Genomic DNA, 20,775 nt, shown 5'->3' on the forward strand with positions numbered 1-20,775 from the left:
ATACGGATCGTGTATCCAAGTCGGAGAAATCATTATTATTCCGCAGTAGCTCAGTGGTAGAGCACTCGGCTGTTAACCGAGCGGTCGTAGGTTCGAATCCTACCTGCGGAGCCATTTGGAGAGCTGTCCGAGAGGTCGAAGGAGCACGATTGGAAATCGTGTAGACGGTCAACGCTGTCTCAAGGGTTCGAATCCCTTGCTCTCCGCCATAGAAACTTTATATCTGGCCCCTTGGTCAAGCGGTTAAGACACCGCCCTTTCACGGCGGTAACACGGGTTCGAATCCCGTAGGGGTCACCAAATGGAGGATTAGCTCAGCTGGGAGAGCATCTGCCTTACAAGCAGAGGGTCGGCGGTTCGATCCCGTCATCCTCCACCATATATGTTTTAAAAGATTAATACCGTCGCGGGGTGGAGCAGTCCGGTAGCTCGTCGGGCTCATAACCCGAAGGTCGCAGGTTCAAATCCTGCCCCCGCAATCATAAAGTTCTTTTTAAGTGCTCAACTTGAAAAGACTTTGGTCCCGTGGTGTAGCGGTTAACATGCCTGCCTGTCACGCAGGAGATCGCCGGTTCGATCCCGGTCGGGACCGCCATTTGTGGCTCAGTAGCTCAGTCGGTAGAGCAAAGGACTGAAAATCCTTGTGTCGGCGGTTCGATTCCGTCCTGAGCCACCATCTATACAATACCTGGTTATTCAGGAAATTTAGTAAAATGGGTTTTTTAACATCAAAAAAGATGTTATAGTGGAGGGGTAGCGAAGTGGCTAAACGCGGCGGACTGTAAATCCGCTCCCTCAGGGTTCGGCGGTTCGAATCCGTCCCCCTCCACCACTAATATAGGGGTATAGTTTAAAGGTAGAACGAAGGTCTCCAAAACCTTTGGTGTGGGTTCGATTCCTACTACCCCTGCCAATTTTATTATGGCGATTGTGGCGAAGTGGTTAACGCATCGGATTGTGGTTCCGACATTCGTGGGTTCGATTCCCATCAGTCGCCCCATTTTAATCACATATTCACCAGTAAGTGAATAGTATATATTGGGCTATAGCCAAGCGGTAAGGCATCGCACTTTGACTGCGACATGCGTTGGTTCGAATCCAGCTAGCCCAGCCATTTTTTGCGGAAGTAGTTCAGTGGTAGAATACAACCTTGCCAAGGTTGGGGTCGCGGGTTCGAATCCCGTCTTCCGCTCCAAAAATATATGGCGGCATAGCCAAGTGGTAAGGCAAAGGTCTGCAAAACCTTTATTCACCGGTTCAAATCCGGTTGCCGCCTCCACTAATGATTTAGTGGCAGCAAGAAAGTAAGACATTTTAATATGCCGGTGTGGCGGAATTGGCAGACGCGCACGACTCAAAATCGTGTTCCTTCTGGAGTGTCGGTTCGACCCCGACCACCGGTACCACTTTTTTATAAACAGGATATCCTGTTTTCTTTATTTCATAGAGATATGTATGCGGGTGTAGTTTAGTGGTAAAACCTCAGCCTTCCAAGCTGATGATGAGGGTTCGATTCCCTTCACCCGCTCCATACATACGTGACTAACGCAGTATGTCGTTTCCAGAAAACGATATGCTGCGTTTTTTCTTTGCCAGTGTTATCACTGAATCTTGGTTTCATAGTGTTCGTAAAATAAACGGAAAAATTTCGCTTAAATTGAATATGACCCTTATTTTTACTAAAATAAGGGTCGGTTTTCCGTCTATTTAGATAAAATCATTGGACTTTGTCTTATTTTTAACAGTTAGCCGGAATATCTCCGCTTATTCTAGCTTCATAAGCGTCCTCTAAATACAATAACCGGAATATCTCCGCTTATTTCACTTCTTAAGCATCCACTATATATACAATAGCCGGAAATTTTCAGCTTATACCTACCTGATGGTCACCAATGAATGATCATCACTCAAAAAGAAAAAGGATGCATCAGCATCCGATCATTCTATATATGCCAGTCCCTCCATGGATTTGGGTAAACATGTTCATTAATGATTGTGTCATTTTATGCATGCTCTCGGGTGTAGTTGAGGGTCTTAAATATACAATCTGCAGGGCATTTGTCGTTAATGCTGTTACGGCAGATCTTTCTGAATCGACAAATGGGCTGCCGAATGGACCTTGTTCATCTGCAGAGGTGATTAAGTTGGCAAGGTTATTGGTTCTTCCATTTAGACCTTTGTATTCTTCGCCTTCTTCTCCGATTTTAATCGATACATTTCCTATCAGCTTGTCACTGTCATAAACTCCTATTGGAATTTGATATTCAAGTGAGAAGAAGTTATTTAAATCTATCGCACTATGTATGGGTTGAAGATAATTCTGCTTTGCGATCCTGCGGTAGAGGGATTCGGCCGAATGTCTATATCGGTTTGGATCCTTCCCTGTTGTTTTGAATATTCCTCGCCATTCTTTGATGCCTTCAAGCTCGGTTACGTTTTTTTCCAGAAGGTCGAAGTAAATTGATTCCTGGAAAAGCTGCAATCTGCCTTTTAACATTTGCGGAGACTCGCCTACATGTATGTCTTTATATTCGATAATCCCGACAGAGAATCCGGGAATGAGATCGCATATCGACCTGGAAACTTGAATTTCCATTGATTACACCTCCAAAACTGCTTTAAAATAGTTTATCATAAAAGTAATTTGCTTTTAAATTTCTGGGATTTCAATATAAATATCAAAATGGAAAGGAGGAATCCGCCAGTGGATACAGCAAGTTTGAAGCAGGATATTATCGAATACAGCAAAACGATCGGGATTGATAAAATAGGTTTTGCGGCTCCTTCAACCTTTGAGGAGATGAAGGTCAGGTTATATAAACAGCAGGAACTTCAATATCATTCCGGATTTGAGGAGAAGGATATTGAAAAGAGAACGGAACCTAGCCTGATTTTTGACCGCCCTAAATCAATCATCTCGATTGCACTAGCTTATCCTTCAAAGATGAAGACGAAAGTTGTCAGCAAGAAGGGAGAACGGCGTGGAATCTTCTGCCGTGCATCATGGGGGACTGATTATCACGTAGTCCTAAGGGACAGGTTGAAAAAACTCGAGGAATACATTGCTTCGAAGGTACCTGGTTCATTGTTCAAGTCGATGGTTGATACGGGAGAATTAGTTGACAGGGCAGTTGCCGAACGGGCAGGGATAGGCTGGAGCGGAAAAAACTGTTCCATTATCACACCAGAGTTTGGATCATATGTTTATTTAGGTGAAATAATCACCAATATACCGTTTGAACCCGATACGCCTATGGAGGATCGCTGCGGCAGCTGCAATAAATGTGTGGATGTTTGTCCTACGGGGGCACTTGTGCAGGGCGGGCAGCTTGACGCACAAAAGTGCATTGCCTTCGTGACACAGACGAAGGGTTTTTTGGCTGATGAATTCCGGGAAAAACTCGGCAATCGCTTATATGGCTGTGATACTTGCCAGACAGTTTGTCCCGAGAACAAAGGGAAGGATTTTCATTTCCATGAAGAAATGGAGCCAGATCCTGAAATTGCGAAGCCCCTTCTGAAACCTTTACTGACGATGAGCAACCGTGATTTTAAAGAAAAGTTTGGACATGTGTCCGGTTCCTGGCGAGGCAAGAAGCCTATCCAGCGCAATGCGATCATTGCCCTTGCGCATTATAAAGATGATACAGCAGTACCTGAGTTGATCAAGGTAATGCAGGATGATCCAAGACCTGTTCTCAGGGGAACGGCAGCATGGGCGCTTGGCAAAATTGGCGGAAGTGAAGCGTTGGACGCACTGAAACATGCCTCTGCTGTTGAGAAGGAAGAGGAAGTACTAAATGAAATCAGTAAGGGACTGGAGTTTTTTAAGGACAACCCAGAGTCGAATATATCTGTGTAAGAAGAATGGATTTTGTTAAATCCATTCTTTTTTTTATGCGTGAATTCCTGGAATGCTTCATAAATATGAAAGGTGAAGGGAGAGATGAACATGCGTGAACAACTGCAGGAACTTCTGGAACAGCGTGTCCTTCAATGTGTATCAATGCCGCGAAATCAACTGCACGAGTGTCCCAGTATAGAGATGAAAAAGCAGAGTTTTGCCAATCGATCTGCTGAAATTGTAAAAGCAAAGGCAAATGGCAGAGTAATAGAGAAGGTTGACAATAAGGAAAATGCTTTGGTTCTATATGAGGTTCATTTTCAGTATTTGATTAAGCAACGAGGATTATTTTACATGGAGGAAGAAGTGGAGAAGAGGCAGGCTGAATTTTTCAAGGGCGTCCTGGTTAAGGATGAAAAGCTGAATGAAATCAAAGGTTCCGAGGGCAGGCATGAAGCGATGCCAGCAATTGCACAGCAGAAGGGAGACCAGGAGAGGAAGGGGTTCAAATATGACAGGCTGAAGGCTGTCCAGTATGCGGAAAGATGGTGGAATGACTACAATCCTGCATATAAAAAGTTCGAGGTCGATTGTACCAACTATATATCGCAATGCCTTCATCAGGGCGGAGGGCCGATGCGCGGGTACCCAAATCGAAGCAATGGCTGGTGGATGCAGAATGATAATTGGAGCTTCAGCTGGTCGGTCGCCAATGCAATGCGCTGGTATATCCCAGGGTCCAAGCTGGGGTTGAGGGGGAGAGAAGTAAAAAGTGCAGAAAAGCTGAAGCTTGGGGATGTCATCTGTTATGACTTTGAGGGGGATGGCCGTTTTGACCATACCACGATTGTTACGGGACATGATGCGGATGGAATGCCGCTGGTCAATGCCCATACTTATAACAGCCGGATGCGGTATTGGGCATATGAGGATTCGACGGCCTATACTCCTAATATTAAATACAAGTTCTTTACGATTACGGATGATCATGATGATATTTAATGACATTCCGAAATAGTACAGCACCATTTCTTTTGCTGTGAAGGAGTGTAGTGGTATAATGGCTTTAGTTTTTATCAGAGGTGAAAGTCATGGCATTGCATGTTGTATTATATCAGCCGCTCATTCCAGCAAACACTGGCAATATAGCGCGCACATGCGCCGGTACCGATACCGAGCTTCACTTGATCAGGCCGTTGGGATTTTCGACGGATGACAAGATGTTGAAGCGGGCGGGTTTGGATTACTGGGAGCATGTGAAAATTCATTATTATGATTCGCTCGAGGACTTTTATCAACAGAACGAGGGCGGAGAATTCTTTTACGTAACTAAATTTGGCAAAAAGGCGCATTCTGATTTTGATTATAGCGTAATCGAAAAGGATTTCTTCTTTATTTTTGGCAGAGAGACGACAGGACTTCCTAAAGAAGTGATCGAAAAAAATATAGAGACATGTCTGAGACTGCCTATGAATGAGAATATCCGTTCATTAAACCTATCTAACACGGCTGCTATCTTAATTTACGAAGCACTTAGACAGCAGGATTATCGGGATTTGCGTAAATATTAGGAGGCCTTTTCAGGTCTCCTTTTTTGGCATGAATATCTGTCTGCTGGTATTATGATATTTTGCAGGAAATGTGGTTCCAGGGGCTATACATAAGTCGAGAAGGGGTTGTTAATAAAATGAATCAGGTAATTGAGACTATATTACAACATCGTTCGATCAGGCGTTTTACGGATCAATCGCTGGATAGGGAGCAAGTTGAAGCAATTGTGAAAAGTGCCCAGGCGGCTTCTACTTCTAGCTTTATCCAGGCATATTCAATAATCGGTGTAACAGATCAGAAAAAAAAGGACAAGCTGGCTGAATTGGCCGGTAATCAGGCTTATGTAGCAGCAAATGGCCACTTTTTTGTGTTTTGTGCAGACCTGCATCGCCATAAGGTAGTCGGTGACTTGGAAAGTGCAGATGTAAAAGATTCAATTGAAAGCACAGAAAAATTCATGGTGGCATTGATTGATGCTGCTTTAGCTGCCCAGAATGCAGCCATAGCGGCTGAATCGATGGGGCTTGGGATTTGCTATATCGGCGGAATCCGCAACGACCTCGAGGCCGTGAAGGAAGTTTTGAAGACACCTGAGCATGTTATTCCTCTGTTTGGCATGGCTGTAGGGTATCCTGACCAGGAAACGGATCTCAAGCCGCGTCTGCCGTTCGAGCATATCTATATGGAAAACGAGTATCAACAAGACCAGGGTTTATTTGAAAAGCAGCTTCAAGATTACAATAAAACGACTTCTGAATATTACCAGGAGAGAACGGGTGGAAAGAGAGCCGATACCTGGACGGGCCAGATGGCAAAAATGCTAGGGCGCAAATCAAGGTTGTATATGAAGAAGTTTGTGGAAAATCAAAAATTGAATAAAAAATAATCATGGAAAAGTAAAAAAGCTGCCAATCGGCAGCTTTTTATTTTTTCGTGATTCCCGGCTTATCATCGTAACCTGATGTGAAGATTGCAGCTAAGAATGCAACTGTGACGCCTATAATTAGGATTAGTTTCATATATGTAAGCCTCCCTAAAATTCGATTTTGTCCATATAGAAATTATTATAGCCTATTATCTCGCAACTGTGAAGGATGGGCTTATTTTTTCCGGTTCAAAGTAAAAAAGGACAATCACCCAGACGGAACGTTTACGCATGTTCAAATTGTTTGCTGCATAGAATTTATTAATCGTCTCTTGATAACGCTAGATGGGGAGGTCCATATGGATATTTTAAAAAAGATTGAGATGTATCGCCAGGATGAAGAGAAGCTGAAGTGGGAAGGGACGTTCAGGGAGTATCTTGAAATCGTGAAGGAACAGCCATGGGTTGCTCAATCGGCACATTCGCGTGTGTATAATATGATCAAAGATGCTGGAATTGAAAACGAAAAAGGGAAGAAACGCTATTCCTTCTTTAATGCACAGTTGTTTGGGCTTGAGGAAGCATTGGAAAGGCTGGTTGAGGAGTACTTTCACCCTGCTGCGAAAAGGCTGGATGTCAGGAAGCGGATCCTTTTGTTAATGGGACCAGTAAGCGGAGGTAAATCGACTCTCGTCACGATGCTGAAAAGAGGGCTGGAGGCTTATTCCCATACTGACAGGGGAGCAATCTATGCGATTAAAGGGTGCCCAATGCATGAAGACCCACTGCATATGATTCCGCATCATTTGCGCAAGGACTTTTATGATGAATATGGTATCCGGATTGAAGGTAATTTATCGCCGCTCAACATGATGAGGCTTGAACAGGAGTATGGCGGCCGGATTGAAGATGTCATTGTGGAAAGAATCTTCTTCTCTGAAGATAAACGGACCGGCATTGGCACATTCAGTCCATCTGATCCAAAATCCCAGGATATTGCCGATTTAACAGGCAGTATCGACTTCTCTACTATCGCGGAATATGGATCTGAGTCCGATCCGCGTGCATACCGTTTTGATGGTGAGCTGAACAAAGCGAATCGGGGCATGATGGAATTCCAGGAGATGCTGAAGTGCGATGAGAAATTCCTCTGGCATTTGCTCAGCCTGACGCAGGAAGGCAATTTTAAAGCAGGAAGATTTGCATTGATCAGCGCGGATGAACTGATTGTCGCACACACGAATGAAACGGAATACCGTTCATTCATCTCCAATAAAAAGAACGAAGCCTTGCATTCACGGATTATCGTGATGCCGATTCCTTATAATTTAAAAGTGACCGAAGAAGAGAAAATCTATGACAAGATGATCAGGGAAAGCGATGTAAACGATGTCCATATCGCACCACATACTCTGAGGGTAGCTGCGATGTTCACGATACTGACGCGCCTGAAGGATCCGAAAAAAGGCGATATTGACCTTATCAAGAAGATGAGGCTCTATGATGGCGAGAGTGTCGAAGGGTACAACAGGGCTGATGTAGAGGAACTGAAAAAAGAGCATCAAGATGAGGGAATGAGCGGGATTGACCCTCGTTATGTCATTAACCGGATTTCTTCAACAATCATTAGAAAAGAAGTTAAAACGATTAATGCATTAGACGTCCTGAGATCTCTTAAAGAAGGCCTTGACCAGCATCCATCGATTACGGCCGAGACAAGGGAGCGGTATCTGAACTATATTTCTATTGCACGTAAGGAATACGATGATATTGCGAAAAAAGAAGTGCAAAAGGCATTCGTCTACTCATACGAAGAATCAGCGAAAACTCTTATGGATAATTATCTTGATAACGTCGAAGCATACTGCAACAAGGCGAAGATGCGTGATCAGCTGACTGGAGAAGAAATCAATCCGGACGAGAAGTTGATGCGCTCCATCGAGGAGCAGATTGGCATTTCCGAAAATGCCAAGAAAGCCTTCCGTGAAGAGATTTTAATCAGGATTTCTGCCTATGCCCGTAAAGGCAAGAGGTTTGATTACAATTCACATGACCGCCTGCGTGAAGCAATCCAGAAAAAGCTGTTTGCTGACCTGAAGGATGTTGTCAAGATTACCACTTCAACGAAAACTCCTGATGAGACGCAGCTGAAGAAAATCAATAATGTCGTCGCAAGGCTGATTGATGAGCATGGTTACAACTCTACTTCAGCAAATGAATTGCTGCGGTATGTCGGAAGCCTGTTAAACAGATAAATTATGAGGACCTGCAGATTGCAGGTCCTTTTAGTTTATAAGTACCTGAAAGCGGGAATAGTACAGGCAAGAGGTGATTAACATGACTAAAAAAGATCTGCCGAAAGACTATGTCCCTAAAAATAGTTCAATGGCGCGTAATGAAGAAGAAATAGAAGATCTGGGCAAGCAAATGGAGCACCGACGCACAGGGGAAGTCTTGAAAGAGGACTACGATAAAGTACCAGATCCGATTCAATTTGATAAAGTGAATGAAAAGAAATAACCTTTGCAGATAACGCAGAGGTTATTTTTTTGTAGAAATGATGACACGCTGCAACATGATCTGAGCAACCTCACTGGCTTTCGAAGTTAACTCAGTGGGCATTCAGGCAGTTTCAGGGGAAAATGAAGAAAAGCTGTCCGAACCCGGAGCAACTTCGGACAGGTTCAGAGGGAAATGAGGGAGAGTGTCCATGTCTGCTGCTGGGAAGAGCTATATAGGGGTTATCTGTGGAAAAGAACTTATACTTGTACTGGTTAAAAAGGACAATAATTCCCAAAGGGGTTTCAAGATAAAATGGGCTTGTCCATCCATAGAAGAAAAGGTTAATTGTCAAAATTATTTGTAAATTATTTTGTCTTCCTGCATAAGATAGAGTAATTACAATTCCCACAAGGGTAAAGTCCATCGGGATATTGTATGAAGGTATACTGAATTGTGTTACTGTCAAAACAAAAATTTCAAAGGAGGGGTTGAAAATGACCGATGAAAGCAATCACCAGTTTGTGATTTCCCAGGAAGATTGGTCCCTCCACCGCAAAGGACATGATGACCAACAGCGCCATCAGGAAAAGGTGCAGGAAGCAATAAAGAGCAATCTGCCTGATTTGATCACCGAAGAGAATATTATCATGTCCAACGGCAGGGATGTCGTAAAGATTCCGATAAGGTCACTGGATGAGTACAAAATCCGTTATAACTATGATAAGAACAAACATGTCGGCCAGGGGAACGGAGACAGTAAAGTAGGCGATGTCGTCGCTCGTGACGGCTCCGGGCAGCAGCAAGGTCCTGGGAAAGGGCAAGGAGCAGGAGACCAGGCCGGTGAGGATTATTACGAAGCAGAAGTATCAATGATGGAAATCGAAGAAGCGTTATTTAAAGAGCTGGAGCTTCCTAACCTCAAGAAGAAGGAAGAACAGGAGCATCTCGTTGAAAATATTGAATTCAACGATATCAGGAAGACTGGATTAATGGGGAATATCGATAAAAAGCGGACGATGATGTCGGCTTATAAACGAAATGCCATGACCGGCAAGCCATCCTTCCACCCTATTTACAAGGAAGACTTGAAGTTCAAGACATGGAATGAAGTTGTGAAACCTGATTCTAAAGCTGTTGTGCTTGCGATGATGGATACAAGCGGAAGTATGGGGCTGTGGGAAAAGTATATGGCAAGAAGCTTTTTCTTCTGGATGACGCGTTTCCTTCGATCCAAGTATGAAACAGTTGAAATTGAATTTATCGCCCACCATACAGAAGCAAAGGTAGTTTCCGAGGAAGACTTTTTCTCAAAAGGGGAAAGCGGAGGTACCATTTGTTCATCCGCCTACCGAAAAGCATTAGAACTGATTGATGTAAAATACAATCCAAGCAAGTTTAACATCTACCCATTCCACTTTTCAGATGGTGATAACCTGACCTCCGACAATGCCCGCTGTGTGAAGTTAGTAGAAGAGCTGATGAAGGTCTCCAATATGTTTGGATATGGAGAAGTCAATCAGTACAACCGCCACTCGACCCTAATGTCCGCGTATAAAAACATTAAAGATGATAACTTCCGTTACTATATCCTCAAGCAGAAGGCTGACGTGTTCCACGCGATGAAAAGCTTTTTCAAAAATGAAGAGAACAAGATGTATGCTTAATCAAAAATCGGCAGGACATAGCTCCTGCCGATTTTTCTATATAATAAACTCTTATAATAACAATCTATTATTTTTCAATTCCAATCGCCTGGCTGCCCATCTGTACCCATGCTTTTTCGAAAGGTGTACGTGGAAAGGCTTTATAGCCATCGCTGGCAAGAGGGTCGTTTACGTAAATAAATTCCTCGTCATAGCCGACAATCAGCACACTGTGTTCTCTGTAAGTGATCTTTACGTTTCCAGTATTTGTCTTCCAAATAGTAAATTCCGATTCAGGAAGCGGCGCGAAAGTGGAGTTGGTGATGACCCAAACTGGCGAGTCGCTATCGATAAGTTGGTATACATCATGGATTGATTTTCCGGTTATGTCTTTGATCTTCCCTGGCAGATAATTCTCTGCAAGATTTGCTACAGGGCCATGGTAAACTCCATATCCTGATTTGCTGAATGTATAGATATCGCCTACAAAGCCATCATATGGATTTCCGCGAACATAATTTGCGTCGCGGAAGGGGATTTTATGTATCTGCTTAGCCAAGGTCATCTTGTCGGTTTGTATTCCTTCATACTGCAACAGCATAGATAAGCTAGTTACTTCACACCCGCGTTGTAATTCTGGAAGCTGACTGATGTGCGGGACACCTTCAATTATTTTTTTCTCTTCAGTACTGATGAAATCCTCAAGAACTTCCTTATCAGCAATATTTTTAGTTACCGAATGAGCTTCTGTGCGGGTAATTTTGGGTGCAACCGCAGCTTGTGTTTCTGCAGTTGGATTTTCAACTGATCGAAAATTCTCCGCCCCCAGATAGGTACCTAAGAAAATGGCTCCAATTGAAAGTGATCTAATTAATAACTTTTTATCCAAAATATCTTCTCCTAACATTTCTCCTTCAAGTGACCATCTCTACCAATTTTAATCAAAATTCGACAAGGATTCAATAGACTAATAGAATGATATTGGGAATTTGTTGGAAAACGATCTTTTTTCTTGGACCTCTGAATAAATTCTGTTGCTTACATAACCAAAAGTTAAATAGTTACTGGAACTCCACAGTAGAAATCTCCTCAATATATTAATTAGGAATGTGATGGAAGCTCATGTTCAAGGGCTAACAATCAATGCCCAAAAAAAGTTTTATCGGAGAATGTACTTGAGAAGGAGGAAAGTCGGACTTAGTGGATTCAATTGTTCCGTATGGAAGGGCCATCGCTCAGGGTTTATTCAACAATGAAGTCCATAACCTAAGGGTTTGGGTAAGAATATGGGGGAATGCAGTAGTTGTGAATTTTAGAAAAAATGAATTGGACAATCATTTTTATGACTGTAACCGGTAATACTATCTCTGTTATGAGTACAATCTTTTTAAAAAAACACAAATTTATGTTAGTGTATTAAAGTGCAAATGTTGACGAAGGGAGTTTTTTGATGAAAAAGGATTCATCTGTTTTTTTCATATCGACTGGAATTTTGTTATTAATGGTTCTTTTCGGTGTGTTTGTTCCAGATAAACTTGAGTCAGTAACAGCCAGCATCCAGGCATTCATTACTGATTCATTTGGCTGGTATTATTTAATTCTTGTTTCTGCTATTGTAATTGTTTGTCTTTATTTTCTGATCAGCCCACTTGGAAAGATTAGACTTGGCAGGCAGGATGACCGCCCTGAATTTTCTACCCTGACATGGTATGCGATGCTCTTCAGCGCAGGTATGGGAATAGGGTTGGTTTTCTGGGGAACTGCTGAACCAATCAGCCACTATATGGTCTCGACACCAACTGGAGTAGAAGCCGGGTCTGACCAGGCAATTCGTGATTCGATGAGATTCACATTTTTCCATTGGGGTATCCATGCCTGGGCCATTTATGGGATTGTGGCGTTAGTTCTTGCTTATTTCAATTTCCGTCATGGAAAGCCAGGGTTGATTAGTGCTACTCTTGGCCCGATTTTAGGCGAAAAAACGAATGGCACAACTGGAAAAGTGATTGATATAATTTCCGTTGTCGCGACTGTAATCGGTGTGGCAACAACTTTAGGATTTGGAGCTGTACAAATTAACGGGGGACTTTCTTACCTGTTTGGAATACCTACTGGTTTTGTAACTCAATTGTTTATTGTCCTGATCGTAACAGTATTGTTCATGATTTCTGCCTGGACAGGACTTGGAAAAGGTATCAAGATTTTAAGTAATGTAAACATGATACTTGCCGCAATATTGCTAGTGGCGATGCTGTTTTTGGGACCAACCCAGTTTATCCTGAACCTCTTTACCAACACAATTGGTACATACCTTCAAAATTTGCCGGCAATGAGCTTCAGGATTGCACCTTTAAATGAAGATGTCCGTTCGTGGATCAACGGCTGGACCATTTTCTACTGGGCATGGTGGATTGCCTGGGCACCATTTGTAGGGATTTTTATAGCTCGAGTTTCTAAAGGAAGGACAATCAGAGAGTTTGTATTCGGTGTACTGCTTGTACCTTCTTTGATTGGCTTCATATGGTTTTCAGCTTTCGGGGGATCAGCGATCATGCTTGAGCATGAAGGGATTGCAAATATTTCAGAACTTGCGACCGAAGAAGCGCTTTTTGGCGTGTTTGCCAATTATCCATTAAGTTCATTATTGTCCATTCTGGCAATGATTCTTATCGGTACATTCTTTATCACTTCAGCAGACTCAGGCACATTCGTTTTAGGGATGATGACCACCAATGGATCACTGACACCAGGGAATAGGATTAAATTTACATGGGGAATCATGCTGGCGGCAATTTCTTTAGTATTGCTGTACTCTGGGGGGCTTCAGGCATTGCAAAATACAATGATCGTAGCCGCATTGCCGTTCTCCATCATTATGGCTTTGATGGGATTAAGTCTAATTAAAGCATTGAACCAAGAGGCGAAAGAACTGGGGATTGGAAAAATTCCTAAACGTAAGTCTCAATAATTGATAAAAGGAGTCATTCCAATTGATATGGGATGACTCCTTTTTTTATTGTTTAAGAAATTATTAAATTATTTAGTGTGGATAACTACATGTATTTTCTTAATCCAGCTCCAGCGCCTAGCCCCTCGAGTCGCTTGTCTAGTGTCGCCTCCTAGAAACTCCGAAACTTCAACTCCGCCGGCAGAAGCAAAAAGCGCTTCTTTGTCGGAGTCTCCAGTTTCTGCGTTTCTGGACAGTCGGCTATACTTTTCGGTTTCGGTCCGCCAAATGAAGTCAAAGAACGACTTCACCGGCCGGCCCTCCAGCGCTTGTCGGGGCTGAACGAGGCGCTTGCGCTTTTTGTTCTTTTGTTCTTTACAAAATTGAAAAGCCTTTTTATAATGAATGTAAGTAATTACTTACATTTGCGTTTTAGGGGGAATCAAAGATGCTAAAAAAACTAATTTCATTAATGTCAAAACACCCCGTGAAAATAGTTTTATTCACTGTAATGGCTATTGTACTACTAGCTGCGGGGGCCAGAAACGTTCAAATGGCTACAGGTAATGAGACTTTAGTAAGCAGTGAATCAAGGGTTTATATAGATAACCAGGAGCTTGAAAAAGAATTTGGGGGAGAATCCATCATCATTGTTTATGAAGGAATAGATGATAAGGTACTGACTGTTGACAGGCTGGGCCATATGAAGAAGCTTGAGACAATTCTGAATACCCATGAAGAGGTTTATAGTGTCATGAGCCCTGTTGTTTTGATTGAAGAAATGTCTTCCAAGCAAGCTGACAAATATAAAGACGGGCTAGTAGAGGTTTCAGATGGCCTGTATAAAATGGGTGAAAAGTTAATCGAGATTGGGGAGCAAATGGAAGCTAATGCTTCCGAAGGCAGTCAGCTGTCAAGCGTTGAAGGACAAATGTCGGAATTGAATCAGGGATTAAATAAAATGGTTCAAGGCCAGATGAAGCTCAAGGAAGGGACAATCAGTCTAGTTAATGGGTATTCCCAGTTTGGATCCTATACAAAGGAAGCTGGATTGAAACTGGGAGCATTAGCGTCAAAATACAATACGGATGATCTGCAAGCAAAGCAACAAGCAGATCAAATAAATAAAATAAGCACCCAGCTTATCCAGCTTTCTGAAAAAATGTTGCAGGGAGCCGAGAGATCCGCAGCACTGCCTAACGTTTCAGAGCAAACAATCAAGGGGCTGAAGGGGATTGAAAGCGGATTATCAAATCAACAAAGACAATTAGAAAAGTTACAGGCAGAAAAGGAGAAACAAGCTAAAGATTTAAATGAACTCAGCAATGGTTTAATGGAAATGGGCACGAAACTGGTTTCAATCAGTGAAAATTTGACCACAATGCATGGCTATTCTGATACATTGAAACCAGGTTTGCCAGAGAAGCAGGAAACACTGGAACACATGGTTTATGATGAAAATGGCAAGAAGAGGGACATATTTAATGAAGTGCTCATTGATGACCATACTATGATCATGATGGTGAAGTTTAACGGAAATGTTTCCGATGGTGTAAAAAGTGAAGTTTCACAAACAGTTAAGTCATATCTAAATGAAAATCAAATAGATTCAACGGAAATGATGGTTTCGGGTAAACCAGTTTTGGACGATGCAATTCGTTCATCAATGAAGGAAAGCATGCAGAAAATGATGATGCTATCTATATTGTTTATGGTTATCATCTTATTTTTTTCCTTTAATGTTAGTTGGCGCTTACTACCATTAGGTGTCATTTTGATTGCAGTGATTGGTACAGTGGGATTGATGGGGTGGATTCAAATTCCAATAACAATGGTATCGATGGCTGTGTTCCCAATCCTAATTGGCCTTGGCATAGATTACGCCATTCAGTTCCAAAACAGATATTCGGAAGAAATGGCAGAAGAGGAGGGTGACCATGAATAAGAAGCCACAAAAAAGCCTTTATGTAACGATAACGAAAATGGTCCCGGCTGTTTTGACAGCATTAATTTCCACGGGGCTTGGTTTTATAGCTTTATACACTTCTCCGGTACCGATGATACAGGATTTTGGCAAGATGTTAACTTTAGGGATGATTGTCAGTTTTATAGTAGGGTTATTCCTATTGATTCCAATATTATTTATCAGAGACCATCATTTTAAAAGTGAAGGGAATAAAAAGAAACAAACAAGATTAAAGGCTAAAAAGGGAGACGGATTTTTCAATTGGTTTACAAAGCACTTGATAACGCTAAGGTGGTTGATCGTTATTATTGCTTTCTTATCAGCGGGTTTTGGGATTTGGGCTGATTTAAAGGCAGGAGTCGAAACTGATGTTGAAAAATTTATGCCACAGGATACGCAGGAGTTAAAGGATATTCATAGATTGAGGGATATTCTCGGCAGTACTGATTCAATTTCGGTTGTGTATGAAGCCGATGATGTGTCATCAACTGAGGTTATGGATTGGGCAGATGAAATAACCGGAAGAGTAGACAGAGAGTTTCCAGAAACCATTGTAGAATCACGCTCAATCACAACTGCACTTCGACAAATGAATGATGGAGAACTTCCAGAACCACATGGGATAGAAGAAAAATTGGCGGAAATGCCAGAGGAACAGAAAAAGCTGATGATGAATGAAGAGAGGACAAAGGGCGTTATCACTATAAGTATTAAGCATCTAGAGGCAGAGGAACTTAAGGAATTCATTAATGACCTAATGGACTTTTTAGAAGCGAAAGAAATAGAAGGAATCGAAACAACGGTTACTGGAAAGGCGGTGCTGGATGTTGAAATGGTTACAGCATTGACTACAGGAAGGTACAAAATGACATTGCTAGGAATGGGCCTTGTATTCCTTGGTTTGTTAATTGCCTATCGCCATCCAGTAAAAGCATTCATCCCATTGCTGCCCATCATCCTGATTGTAGGGTGGTCAGGAGCTGCAATGTCTTTATTGGATATTAAATATACTCCGTTAACTGCTACACTTGGCGCATTGATTATCGGAATCGGCACAGAATTTACTATCCTGATTATGGAGCGCTTTTATGAAGAGCGTAAAAAAGGCAGAAACAGCAGAGAAGCCATTATGATTACGAACCGAAAAACAGGGAAGGCTATCCTTGCATCTGCCTTTACAACAATAGGCGGTTTTACCGCGCTGCTAATTTCCGATTTTGTCATCTTGAGCAACTTCGGCTTGATGACTTTAATAAATATTTTCCTGGCACTGTTTAGTACAATTGTAGTTATGCCTGCCATCTTGATTATTCTTGACCGTTTTGTGAAAATAAGACATATAAGGGAGAATGAATTAGCAGTAAACTAGGGGTGGCAGAATGAGGGACAAGACGGAACAAATTTTGAATGCAGCAATGAAGGTTTTTGTGAAAAAAGGGCTGCAGGCTACAACCCAGGAAATAGCAAAGGAAGCAGACGTGGCTGAGGTAACGCTGTTTCGGAAATTCACCAATAAACAAAACCTGTTTTTAACGGTCATCAAGAATGTTCTGGAAAAACAATTTGATTCCCAAATTGCCAGGTTGGCAAAATTAGAGGATACTGAAGCTTTTCTAATAAAGATCATTGAAAATAGGCTGGACACACTATCAAAAAATTCATCCCTGGTCAGAATGCTCATTTCCGAAAGCTTGATGGGGAATTTAGATGAAGAAGTCGATTTGCCTAATATGATCTTTTCCAGCCTTGAAAAAGGTTTGAAGCTACACTATGAGAACTTGGGGCAAAAAGTTGATACAGGGCTTGCTGCAAGGCATCTAGGAGGAATTTTTGTCAGCCAGGTTATCTTCAAGAATGATCGCCCCTTTCATTTATTAAATGAAGAAGAAAAGTATTTACTGGCAAGGAAGTATGCTCAATCGGTACTGGCAATTATTAAATAATCTTTAATGCAAAGGATTGGGGAGAACCCAATTCTTTTTTCTATCTATTTTTTATATTTATTGAAACTATGAGTTTTGTGTAAAAAAGTCCGAAGATAACTAAACATATGTAAAGTTTTGGTGTTATATGAACATTTTGTTCTTTTTTAAAATGTAAATGTTTTCATTCGTATTTTTTGCTAAAATGAATGTATTGAATTTAAGTCATTTCCAAGGGTGATCACGAATGGAAAAAGAAAAATTATTGAAGATAATCGAGGCAGCTAAGCTTTATTACTTACTTGATTATAACCAGAATGATATTGCCAGAGAGTTGGGAGTATCGAGGCCGACAGTATCAAGGTTCCTGCAGATCGCAAAGCAGGAGGGCATTGTCGATATCAAAATCATGGACCCGACAGAGGATGTAGAGAATTTGTCAGCGCAACTTGAACAAAAGTTTGGGTTGAAAAAGGCAATCGTCACCCATATTCCACAATATGAGGACAGTGTAATCAAAACATATCTCGGGGAGAAGGCCGCTGCTTTCTTGAATGAAGTGGTAGAACATGATGATATTATCGGTGTCACTTGGGGCACGACCCTTTATCATGTCGCGCTCGAACTTAAGCAGAAGCCGTGCAAGAATGTCAAGGTCGTTCAGTTGAAGGGCGGAGTCAGCCATTCTGAAACGAACACGTACGCGAATGAAATACTGTATTTATTCGGCAAGGCTTTCAATAGTGCACCTCATCATCTCCCGTTGCCGGCGATCGTTGATCATGTCGTGGTAAAACAGGCAATGGAAGCGGACAGGCATATCAAAAAGATCCTGGAGATGGGGAAGCAATCGAACATTGCAGTCTATACAATCGGCCCGATAAAGTCTGAATCATTATTGTTCCAGTTAGGGTACTTTACAGAAGAAGATCTGCAAGTCATATATTCAAAAGCTGTAGGCGATATATGTTCGCGTTTTTTTGATAAAGATGGGAAGGTTTGCAACGAAAATCTGGATGCGAGAACTTTAGGGATAGAACTTGAAGAGTTAAAATCGAAAAAATATTCAGTATTGGTTGCAGGCGGAGCTCACAAAATAGATGGTATTTATGGAGCTTTAAAGGGGAAGTATACAAATGTACTTGTAACGGACCAATTCACTGCAAAATTCTTGTTAGATAAGTAAGGATTCGGTGAATAGAGCAAAGCCATAAGATACAAACAAATACCCGATAGGTTTGAGGCCTTTGCGGGTATTTTTGTCGAAATGGTGAAAAGGTATAAATTTCATTTTACATTTGTTCAAAAACATATTTACAAAAGTTCTTTATTTCTGATATATTTGCTATAGAAAGTTTGAAGTAAACAAATGTAAACGTTTTATTGAAATTTTTTTCATATCATTTGTAAACGGTAACAACAGTTCAAGCAAATATCACAACAAGAGGTGGGTCAATAATGAATATCTTATGGGGTTTAATGGGGATTGCAGTCGTTTTGGGAATAGCATTTATTTTCTCGAATAACAAAAAATCCATCAATTTTAGGACAATCCTTGGCGGGTTGGCAATCCAATTCATTTTCGCGTTCTTAGTATTGAAATGGGAAACAGGTAAACTCTTACTTAAAAAGCTTTCACTTGGTGTCAATGAAATCGTCAACTATACAGACGCTGGTGTGCAATTCCTGTTCGGCGGATTGTTCCAGGCCGAAAATATTGGCTTTGTATTCGCTTTCCAAGTATTAACGGTTGTAATTTTCTTCTCTTCTTTAATTTCTGTGCTTTACTACCTGGGAATCATGCAAGTAATCATCAAGATCCTGGGCGGAGCGCTTTCTAAATTGCTGGGAACGAGCAAGGCTGAATCACTATCAGCTGCAGCTAACATTTTCGTAGGCCAGACAGAAGCACCACTTGTTGTTAAGCCTTACATTGCGAAAATGACTCAGTCAGAGCTATTTGCCATCATGGTTGGGGGCTTGGCTTCTGTAGCAGGTTCCGTATTGATTGGTTACTCACTATTGGGGGTTCCGTTAGAATACCTTCTTGCAGCAAGCTTCATGGCTGCGCCGGCAGGTTTGGTACTTGCTAAAATTATGATACCGGAAACAGAGAAATCTGAGTCATCTGATGAACTGAAGATGGAAAAAGATACGGATTCAGTTAACGTGATCGATGCTGCCGCAAAGGGTGCTAGCACAGGTCTCCAGTTGGCATTGAATATCGGTGCCATGTTGCTTGCATTCATCGCATTGATTGCCTTGATCAATGGGCTTCTTGGATTCGTTGGTGGATTCTTCGGAGCTGGAAACATAACTCTTGAAACAATCCTTGGCTTTGTATTCGCGCCACTCGCTTTCGCTATCGGCGTACCTTGGGATGAAGCTGTAAAAGCTGGCGGATTCATTGGTCAAAAGTTAATCTTGAATGAATTTGTAGCATATTCTTCATTTGCACCACAAATTGAACAATTATCTGCAAAAACAGTTGCAATCATCAGCTTCGCGCTTTGTGGATTCGCAAACGTATCTTCAATGGGTATCCTGCTTGGCGGACTTGGAAGCCTTGCGCCAAACCGTCGCGGAGACATCGCTAGAATGGGTGTAAGAGCTGTTGTCGCAGGTATGCTTGCATCACTTTTAAGTGCAGCAATGGCAGGTATGCTTCTATAAAAAGGTGAAAAGAGAGGGACTTAGTCCTTCTCTTTTTTTGCGTTAAGTTATAATAGAGGAAAATGGACTGAAAGTCGTGATGAAAAATGTGTTTGATTTTATTTGCTTACAAAGCGCATCCGAAGTATAAGCTGATTGTCGCTGCCAATCGGGATGAAGCATATGCCCGGGAAACTGCGCCGGCTTATTTTTGGGAAGAAGCGCCAGAACTGCTAGCCGGGCGGGATCTTGAAAAAATGGGAACATGGATGGGAGTGACGACTTCGGGAAAGTTTGCTGCCCTGACCAATTATCGTGACCCAAGTGAAACCACGGATGGGAAAAGAACAAGAGGGGAGCTTGTTGCAGATTTTCTGAAAGGGACAGATAATCCGCAGGCCTATTTAGATGAGTTGAACCATCGTCGACATGAATATCCGGGTTATAATCTGCTAGCAGGGGATTTGGAGGAGCTTTATTATTATTCCAACCGTGGAGGGCCCTTGCAAAAAATTGAGCCTGGCATTCATGGTGTCAGCAACCACTTGCTTAATACGGACTGGCCAAAGGTAGAACGAGGGAAGGCGGGGCTTGCCAGCATTATTTCTGGAGAGCATCCACATCTGGTTGACCAGTTATTTGCCCATTTGGAAAATGCCGACCCTGCACCAGACCATCTGTTGCCTTCAACAGGAGTCTCGCTGGAGTGGGAGCGTTTGCTGTCACCGATGTTTATCAAAAGCGATGGATACGGGACGAGAAGCTCTACCGTCATATTGATCAATGAAAAAGAAATCTATTTTAAGGAACGGGTTCATACAAAGGATCAGCGGTCAAATCAGGAATTTTTCATAACTTTGTGAAGCAAACACAGACAACCTCG

At 42.0% G+C, this 20,775-nt stretch carries 17 protein-coding genes and 15 tRNA genes; 29 read left to right on the forward strand and 3 right to left on the reverse strand.

Features of this window, described 5'->3' with window-relative positions; translation table 11 throughout:
• The first annotated feature begins 39 nt into the window (after nucleotides 1-39).
• The 15 genes from CD004_RS04225 (at nucleotide 40) to CD004_RS04295 (ending at nucleotide 1,531) form a co-directional block, all read left to right on the forward strand.
• A tRNA-Asn gene (locus CD004_RS04225) sits at nucleotides 40-114 on the forward strand.
• A gap of 3 nt (nucleotides 115-117) precedes the next feature.
• A tRNA-Ser gene (locus CD004_RS04230) sits at nucleotides 118-209 on the forward strand.
• Between the two features lie 16 nt (nucleotides 210-225).
• Nucleotides 226-300 (forward strand) — tRNA-Glu (locus CD004_RS04235).
• A gap of 3 nt (nucleotides 301-303) precedes the next feature.
• Nucleotides 304-379 (forward strand) — tRNA-Val (locus CD004_RS04240).
• Between the two features lie 26 nt (nucleotides 380-405).
• Nucleotides 406-479: transfer RNA gene (locus tag CD004_RS04245), tRNA-Met, on the forward strand.
• A 40-nt stretch (nucleotides 480-519) separates the two neighbouring features.
• A tRNA-Asp gene (locus CD004_RS04250) sits at nucleotides 520-595 on the forward strand.
• Nucleotides 596-600: 5 nt separating this feature from the next.
• A tRNA-Phe gene (locus tag CD004_RS04255) sits at nucleotides 601-676 on the forward strand.
• A gap of 71 nt (nucleotides 677-747) precedes the next feature.
• A tRNA-Tyr gene (locus CD004_RS04260) sits at nucleotides 748-832 on the forward strand.
• A gap of 7 nt (nucleotides 833-839) precedes the next feature.
• Nucleotides 840-913, forward strand: a tRNA-Trp gene (locus CD004_RS04265).
• A gap of 11 nt (nucleotides 914-924) precedes the next feature.
• A tRNA-His gene (locus CD004_RS04270) sits at nucleotides 925-1,000 on the forward strand.
• Nucleotides 1,001-1,039: 39 nt separating this feature from the next.
• Nucleotides 1,040-1,114, forward strand: a tRNA-Gln gene (locus CD004_RS04275).
• A 6-nt stretch (nucleotides 1,115-1,120) separates the two neighbouring features.
• Nucleotides 1,121-1,195: transfer RNA gene (locus CD004_RS04280), tRNA-Gly, on the forward strand.
• Between the two features lie 9 nt (nucleotides 1,196-1,204).
• Nucleotides 1,205-1,279 (forward strand) — tRNA-Cys (locus CD004_RS04285).
• A gap of 42 nt (nucleotides 1,280-1,321) precedes the next feature.
• Nucleotides 1,322-1,406: transfer RNA gene (locus CD004_RS04290), tRNA-Leu, on the forward strand.
• A 51-nt stretch (nucleotides 1,407-1,457) separates the two neighbouring features.
• A tRNA-Gly gene (locus CD004_RS04295) sits at nucleotides 1,458-1,531 on the forward strand.
• Nucleotides 1,532-1,927: 396 nt separating this feature from the next.
• On the opposite strand, the gene CD004_RS04300 is transcribed toward CD004_RS04295, so the two are convergent.
• Nucleotides 1,928-2,596, reverse strand: coding sequence for a B3/B4 domain-containing protein (locus CD004_RS04300; RefSeq protein WP_102261630.1), 669 nt, complete (start codon nucleotides 2,594-2,596; stop codon nucleotides 1,928-1,930).
• 108 nt (nucleotides 2,597-2,704) lie between these two features.
• Between CD004_RS04300 and queG the strand changes: the two genes are divergently transcribed.
• The 7 genes from queG (at nucleotide 2,705) to yhbH (ending at nucleotide 10,426) form a co-directional block, all read left to right on the forward strand.
• Entirely contained in the window at nucleotides 2,705-3,862 is a 1,158-nt protein-coding gene (gene queG / locus CD004_RS04305; protein WP_102261631.1) for a tRNA epoxyqueuosine(34) reductase QueG, read from the forward strand.
• Between the two features lie 90 nt (nucleotides 3,863-3,952).
• A complete protein-coding gene (locus CD004_RS04310; protein ID WP_102261632.1) occupies nucleotides 3,953-4,846 on the forward strand; it encodes an amidase domain-containing protein in 894 nt (297 codons plus the stop codon).
• Between the two features lie 89 nt (nucleotides 4,847-4,935).
• A complete protein-coding gene (gene trmL / locus CD004_RS04315) occupies nucleotides 4,936-5,415 on the forward strand; it encodes a tRNA (uridine(34)/cytosine(34)/5-carboxymethylaminomethyluridine(34)-2'-O)-methyltransferase TrmL (protein WP_102261633.1) in 480 nt (159 codons plus the stop codon).
• A 116-nt stretch (nucleotides 5,416-5,531) separates the two neighbouring features.
• Nucleotides 5,532-6,281: an oxygen-insensitive NADPH nitroreductase gene (gene nfsA, locus CD004_RS04320; RefSeq protein ID WP_102261634.1), complete on the forward strand. Its 750-nt coding sequence runs from the start codon at nucleotides 5,532-5,534 to the stop codon at nucleotides 6,279-6,281.
• Between the two features lie 338 nt (nucleotides 6,282-6,619).
• Nucleotides 6,620-8,515, forward strand: coding sequence for a PrkA family serine protein kinase (locus CD004_RS04325; RefSeq protein ID WP_102261635.1), 1,896 nt, complete (start codon nucleotides 6,620-6,622; stop codon nucleotides 8,513-8,515).
• An 82-nt stretch (nucleotides 8,516-8,597) separates the two neighbouring features.
• On the forward strand, nucleotides 8,598-8,780 hold the full coding sequence (locus CD004_RS04330; RefSeq protein ID WP_102261636.1) for a hypothetical protein: 183 nt from the start codon (nucleotides 8,598-8,600) through the stop codon (nucleotides 8,778-8,780).
• A 476-nt stretch (nucleotides 8,781-9,256) separates the two neighbouring features.
• The gene (gene yhbH, locus CD004_RS04335) at nucleotides 9,257-10,426 is read left to right on the forward strand and encodes a sporulation protein YhbH (protein WP_102261637.1); all 1,170 of its coding nucleotides are present in this window, start codon (nucleotides 9,257-9,259) and stop codon (nucleotides 10,424-10,426) included.
• 67 nt (nucleotides 10,427-10,493) lie between these two features.
• Here the strand turns inward: yhbH and CD004_RS04340 are convergent, their stop codons facing one another.
• Entirely contained in the window at nucleotides 10,494-11,294 is an 801-nt protein-coding gene (locus CD004_RS04340; RefSeq protein ID WP_233434944.1) for a C39 family peptidase, read from the reverse strand.
• 561 nt (nucleotides 11,295-11,855) lie between these two features.
• Here CD004_RS04340 and CD004_RS04345 point away from each other — a divergent pair.
• On the forward strand, nucleotides 11,856-13,373 hold the full coding sequence (locus tag CD004_RS04345; protein WP_102261639.1) for a glycine betaine uptake BCCT transporter: 1,518 nt from the start codon (nucleotides 11,856-11,858) through the stop codon (nucleotides 13,371-13,373).
• A 68-nt stretch (nucleotides 13,374-13,441) separates the two neighbouring features.
• On the opposite strand, the gene CD004_RS04350 is transcribed toward CD004_RS04345, so the two are convergent.
• A complete protein-coding gene (locus CD004_RS04350; RefSeq protein ID WP_102261640.1) occupies nucleotides 13,442-13,663 on the reverse strand; it encodes a hypothetical protein in 222 nt (73 codons plus the stop codon).
• Nucleotides 13,664-13,800: 137 nt separating this feature from the next.
• Here CD004_RS04350 and CD004_RS04355 point away from each other — a divergent pair, with 137 nt between their 5' ends.
• From CD004_RS04355 to CD004_RS04380, 6 genes are all read left to right on the forward strand, one after another.
• Complete coding sequence (locus tag CD004_RS04355) at nucleotides 13,801-15,297, forward strand: MMPL family transporter (RefSeq protein ID WP_170029949.1); 1,497 nt, start codon at nucleotides 13,801-13,803, stop codon at nucleotides 15,295-15,297.
• Nucleotides 15,290-16,687 carry an efflux RND transporter permease subunit gene (locus CD004_RS04360; protein WP_102261641.1) on the forward strand — a complete coding sequence of 466 codons (1,398 nt, stop codon included), beginning with the start codon at nucleotides 15,290-15,292 and terminating at the stop codon, nucleotides 16,685-16,687. Before CD004_RS04355 ends, CD004_RS04360 begins: the two co-directional genes overlap by 8 nt.
• Nucleotides 16,688-16,697: 10 nt before the next feature.
• On the forward strand, nucleotides 16,698-17,261 hold the full coding sequence (locus CD004_RS04365; RefSeq protein WP_102261642.1) for a TetR/AcrR family transcriptional regulator: 564 nt from the start codon (nucleotides 16,698-16,700) through the stop codon (nucleotides 17,259-17,261).
• A 226-nt stretch (nucleotides 17,262-17,487) separates the two neighbouring features.
• Nucleotides 17,488-18,426, forward strand: coding sequence for a DNA-binding transcriptional repressor DeoR (locus CD004_RS04370; RefSeq protein ID WP_102261643.1), 939 nt, complete (start codon nucleotides 17,488-17,490; stop codon nucleotides 18,424-18,426).
• 272 nt (nucleotides 18,427-18,698) lie between these two features.
• On the forward strand, nucleotides 18,699-19,913 hold the full coding sequence (locus CD004_RS04375) for a NupC/NupG family nucleoside CNT transporter (RefSeq protein WP_102261644.1): 1,215 nt from the start codon (nucleotides 18,699-18,701) through the stop codon (nucleotides 19,911-19,913).
• 86 nt (nucleotides 19,914-19,999) lie between these two features.
• Entirely contained in the window at nucleotides 20,000-20,755 is a 756-nt protein-coding gene (locus tag CD004_RS04380; protein WP_102261645.1) for an NRDE family protein, read from the forward strand.
• Nucleotides 20,756-20,775 lie beyond the last annotated feature (20 nt).

Origin of the sequence: Mesobacillus jeotgali (assembly GCF_002874535.1) — a bacterium.
Lineage (GTDB): Bacteria > Bacillota > Bacilli > Bacillales > Cytobacillaceae > Mesobacillus > Mesobacillus jeotgali.

Excerpts from the sequence above, each read along its gene's own strand:
- CD004_RS04370 (WP_102261643.1), top strand. The coding sequence starts at position 17,488 with ATGGAAAAAGAAAAATTATTGAAGATAATCGAGGCAGCTAAGCTTTAT.
- CD004_RS04360 (WP_102261641.1), top strand. The coding sequence starts at position 15,290 with ATGAATAAGAAGCCACAAAAAAGCCTTTATGTAACGATAACGAAAATG.
- CD004_RS04365 (WP_102261642.1), top strand. The coding sequence starts at position 16,698 with ATGAGGGACAAGACGGAACAAATTTTGAATGCAGCAATGAAGGTTTTT.
- CD004_RS04345 (WP_102261639.1), top strand. The coding sequence starts at position 11,856 with ATGAAAAAGGATTCATCTGTTTTTTTCATATCGACTGGAATTTTGTTA.
- nfsA (WP_102261634.1), top strand. The coding sequence starts at position 5,532 with ATGAATCAGGTAATTGAGACTATATTACAACATCGTTCGATCAGGCGT.
- CD004_RS04325 (WP_102261635.1), top strand. The coding sequence starts at position 6,620 with ATGGATATTTTAAAAAAGATTGAGATGTATCGCCAGGATGAAGAGAAG.
- CD004_RS04330 (WP_102261636.1), top strand. The coding sequence starts at position 8,598 with ATGACTAAAAAAGATCTGCCGAAAGACTATGTCCCTAAAAATAGTTCA.
- CD004_RS04310 (WP_102261632.1), top strand. The coding sequence starts at position 3,953 with ATGCGTGAACAACTGCAGGAACTTCTGGAACAGCGTGTCCTTCAATGT.
- CD004_RS04355 (WP_170029949.1), top strand. The coding sequence starts at position 13,801 with ATGCTAAAAAAACTAATTTCATTAATGTCAAAACACCCCGTGAAAATA.
- trmL (WP_102261633.1), top strand. The coding sequence starts at position 4,936 with ATGGCATTGCATGTTGTATTATATCAGCCGCTCATTCCAGCAAACACT.
- CD004_RS04375 (WP_102261644.1), top strand. The coding sequence starts at position 18,699 with ATGAATATCTTATGGGGTTTAATGGGGATTGCAGTCGTTTTGGGAATA.
- yhbH (WP_102261637.1), top strand. The coding sequence starts at position 9,257 with ATGACCGATGAAAGCAATCACCAGTTTGTGATTTCCCAGGAAGATTGG.
- CD004_RS04380 (WP_102261645.1), top strand. The coding sequence starts at position 20,000 with ATGTGTTTGATTTTATTTGCTTACAAAGCGCATCCGAAGTATAAGCTG.
- CD004_RS04300 (WP_102261630.1), bottom strand. The coding sequence starts at position 2,596 with ATGGAAATTCAAGTTTCCAGGTCGATATGCGATCTCATTCCCGGATTC.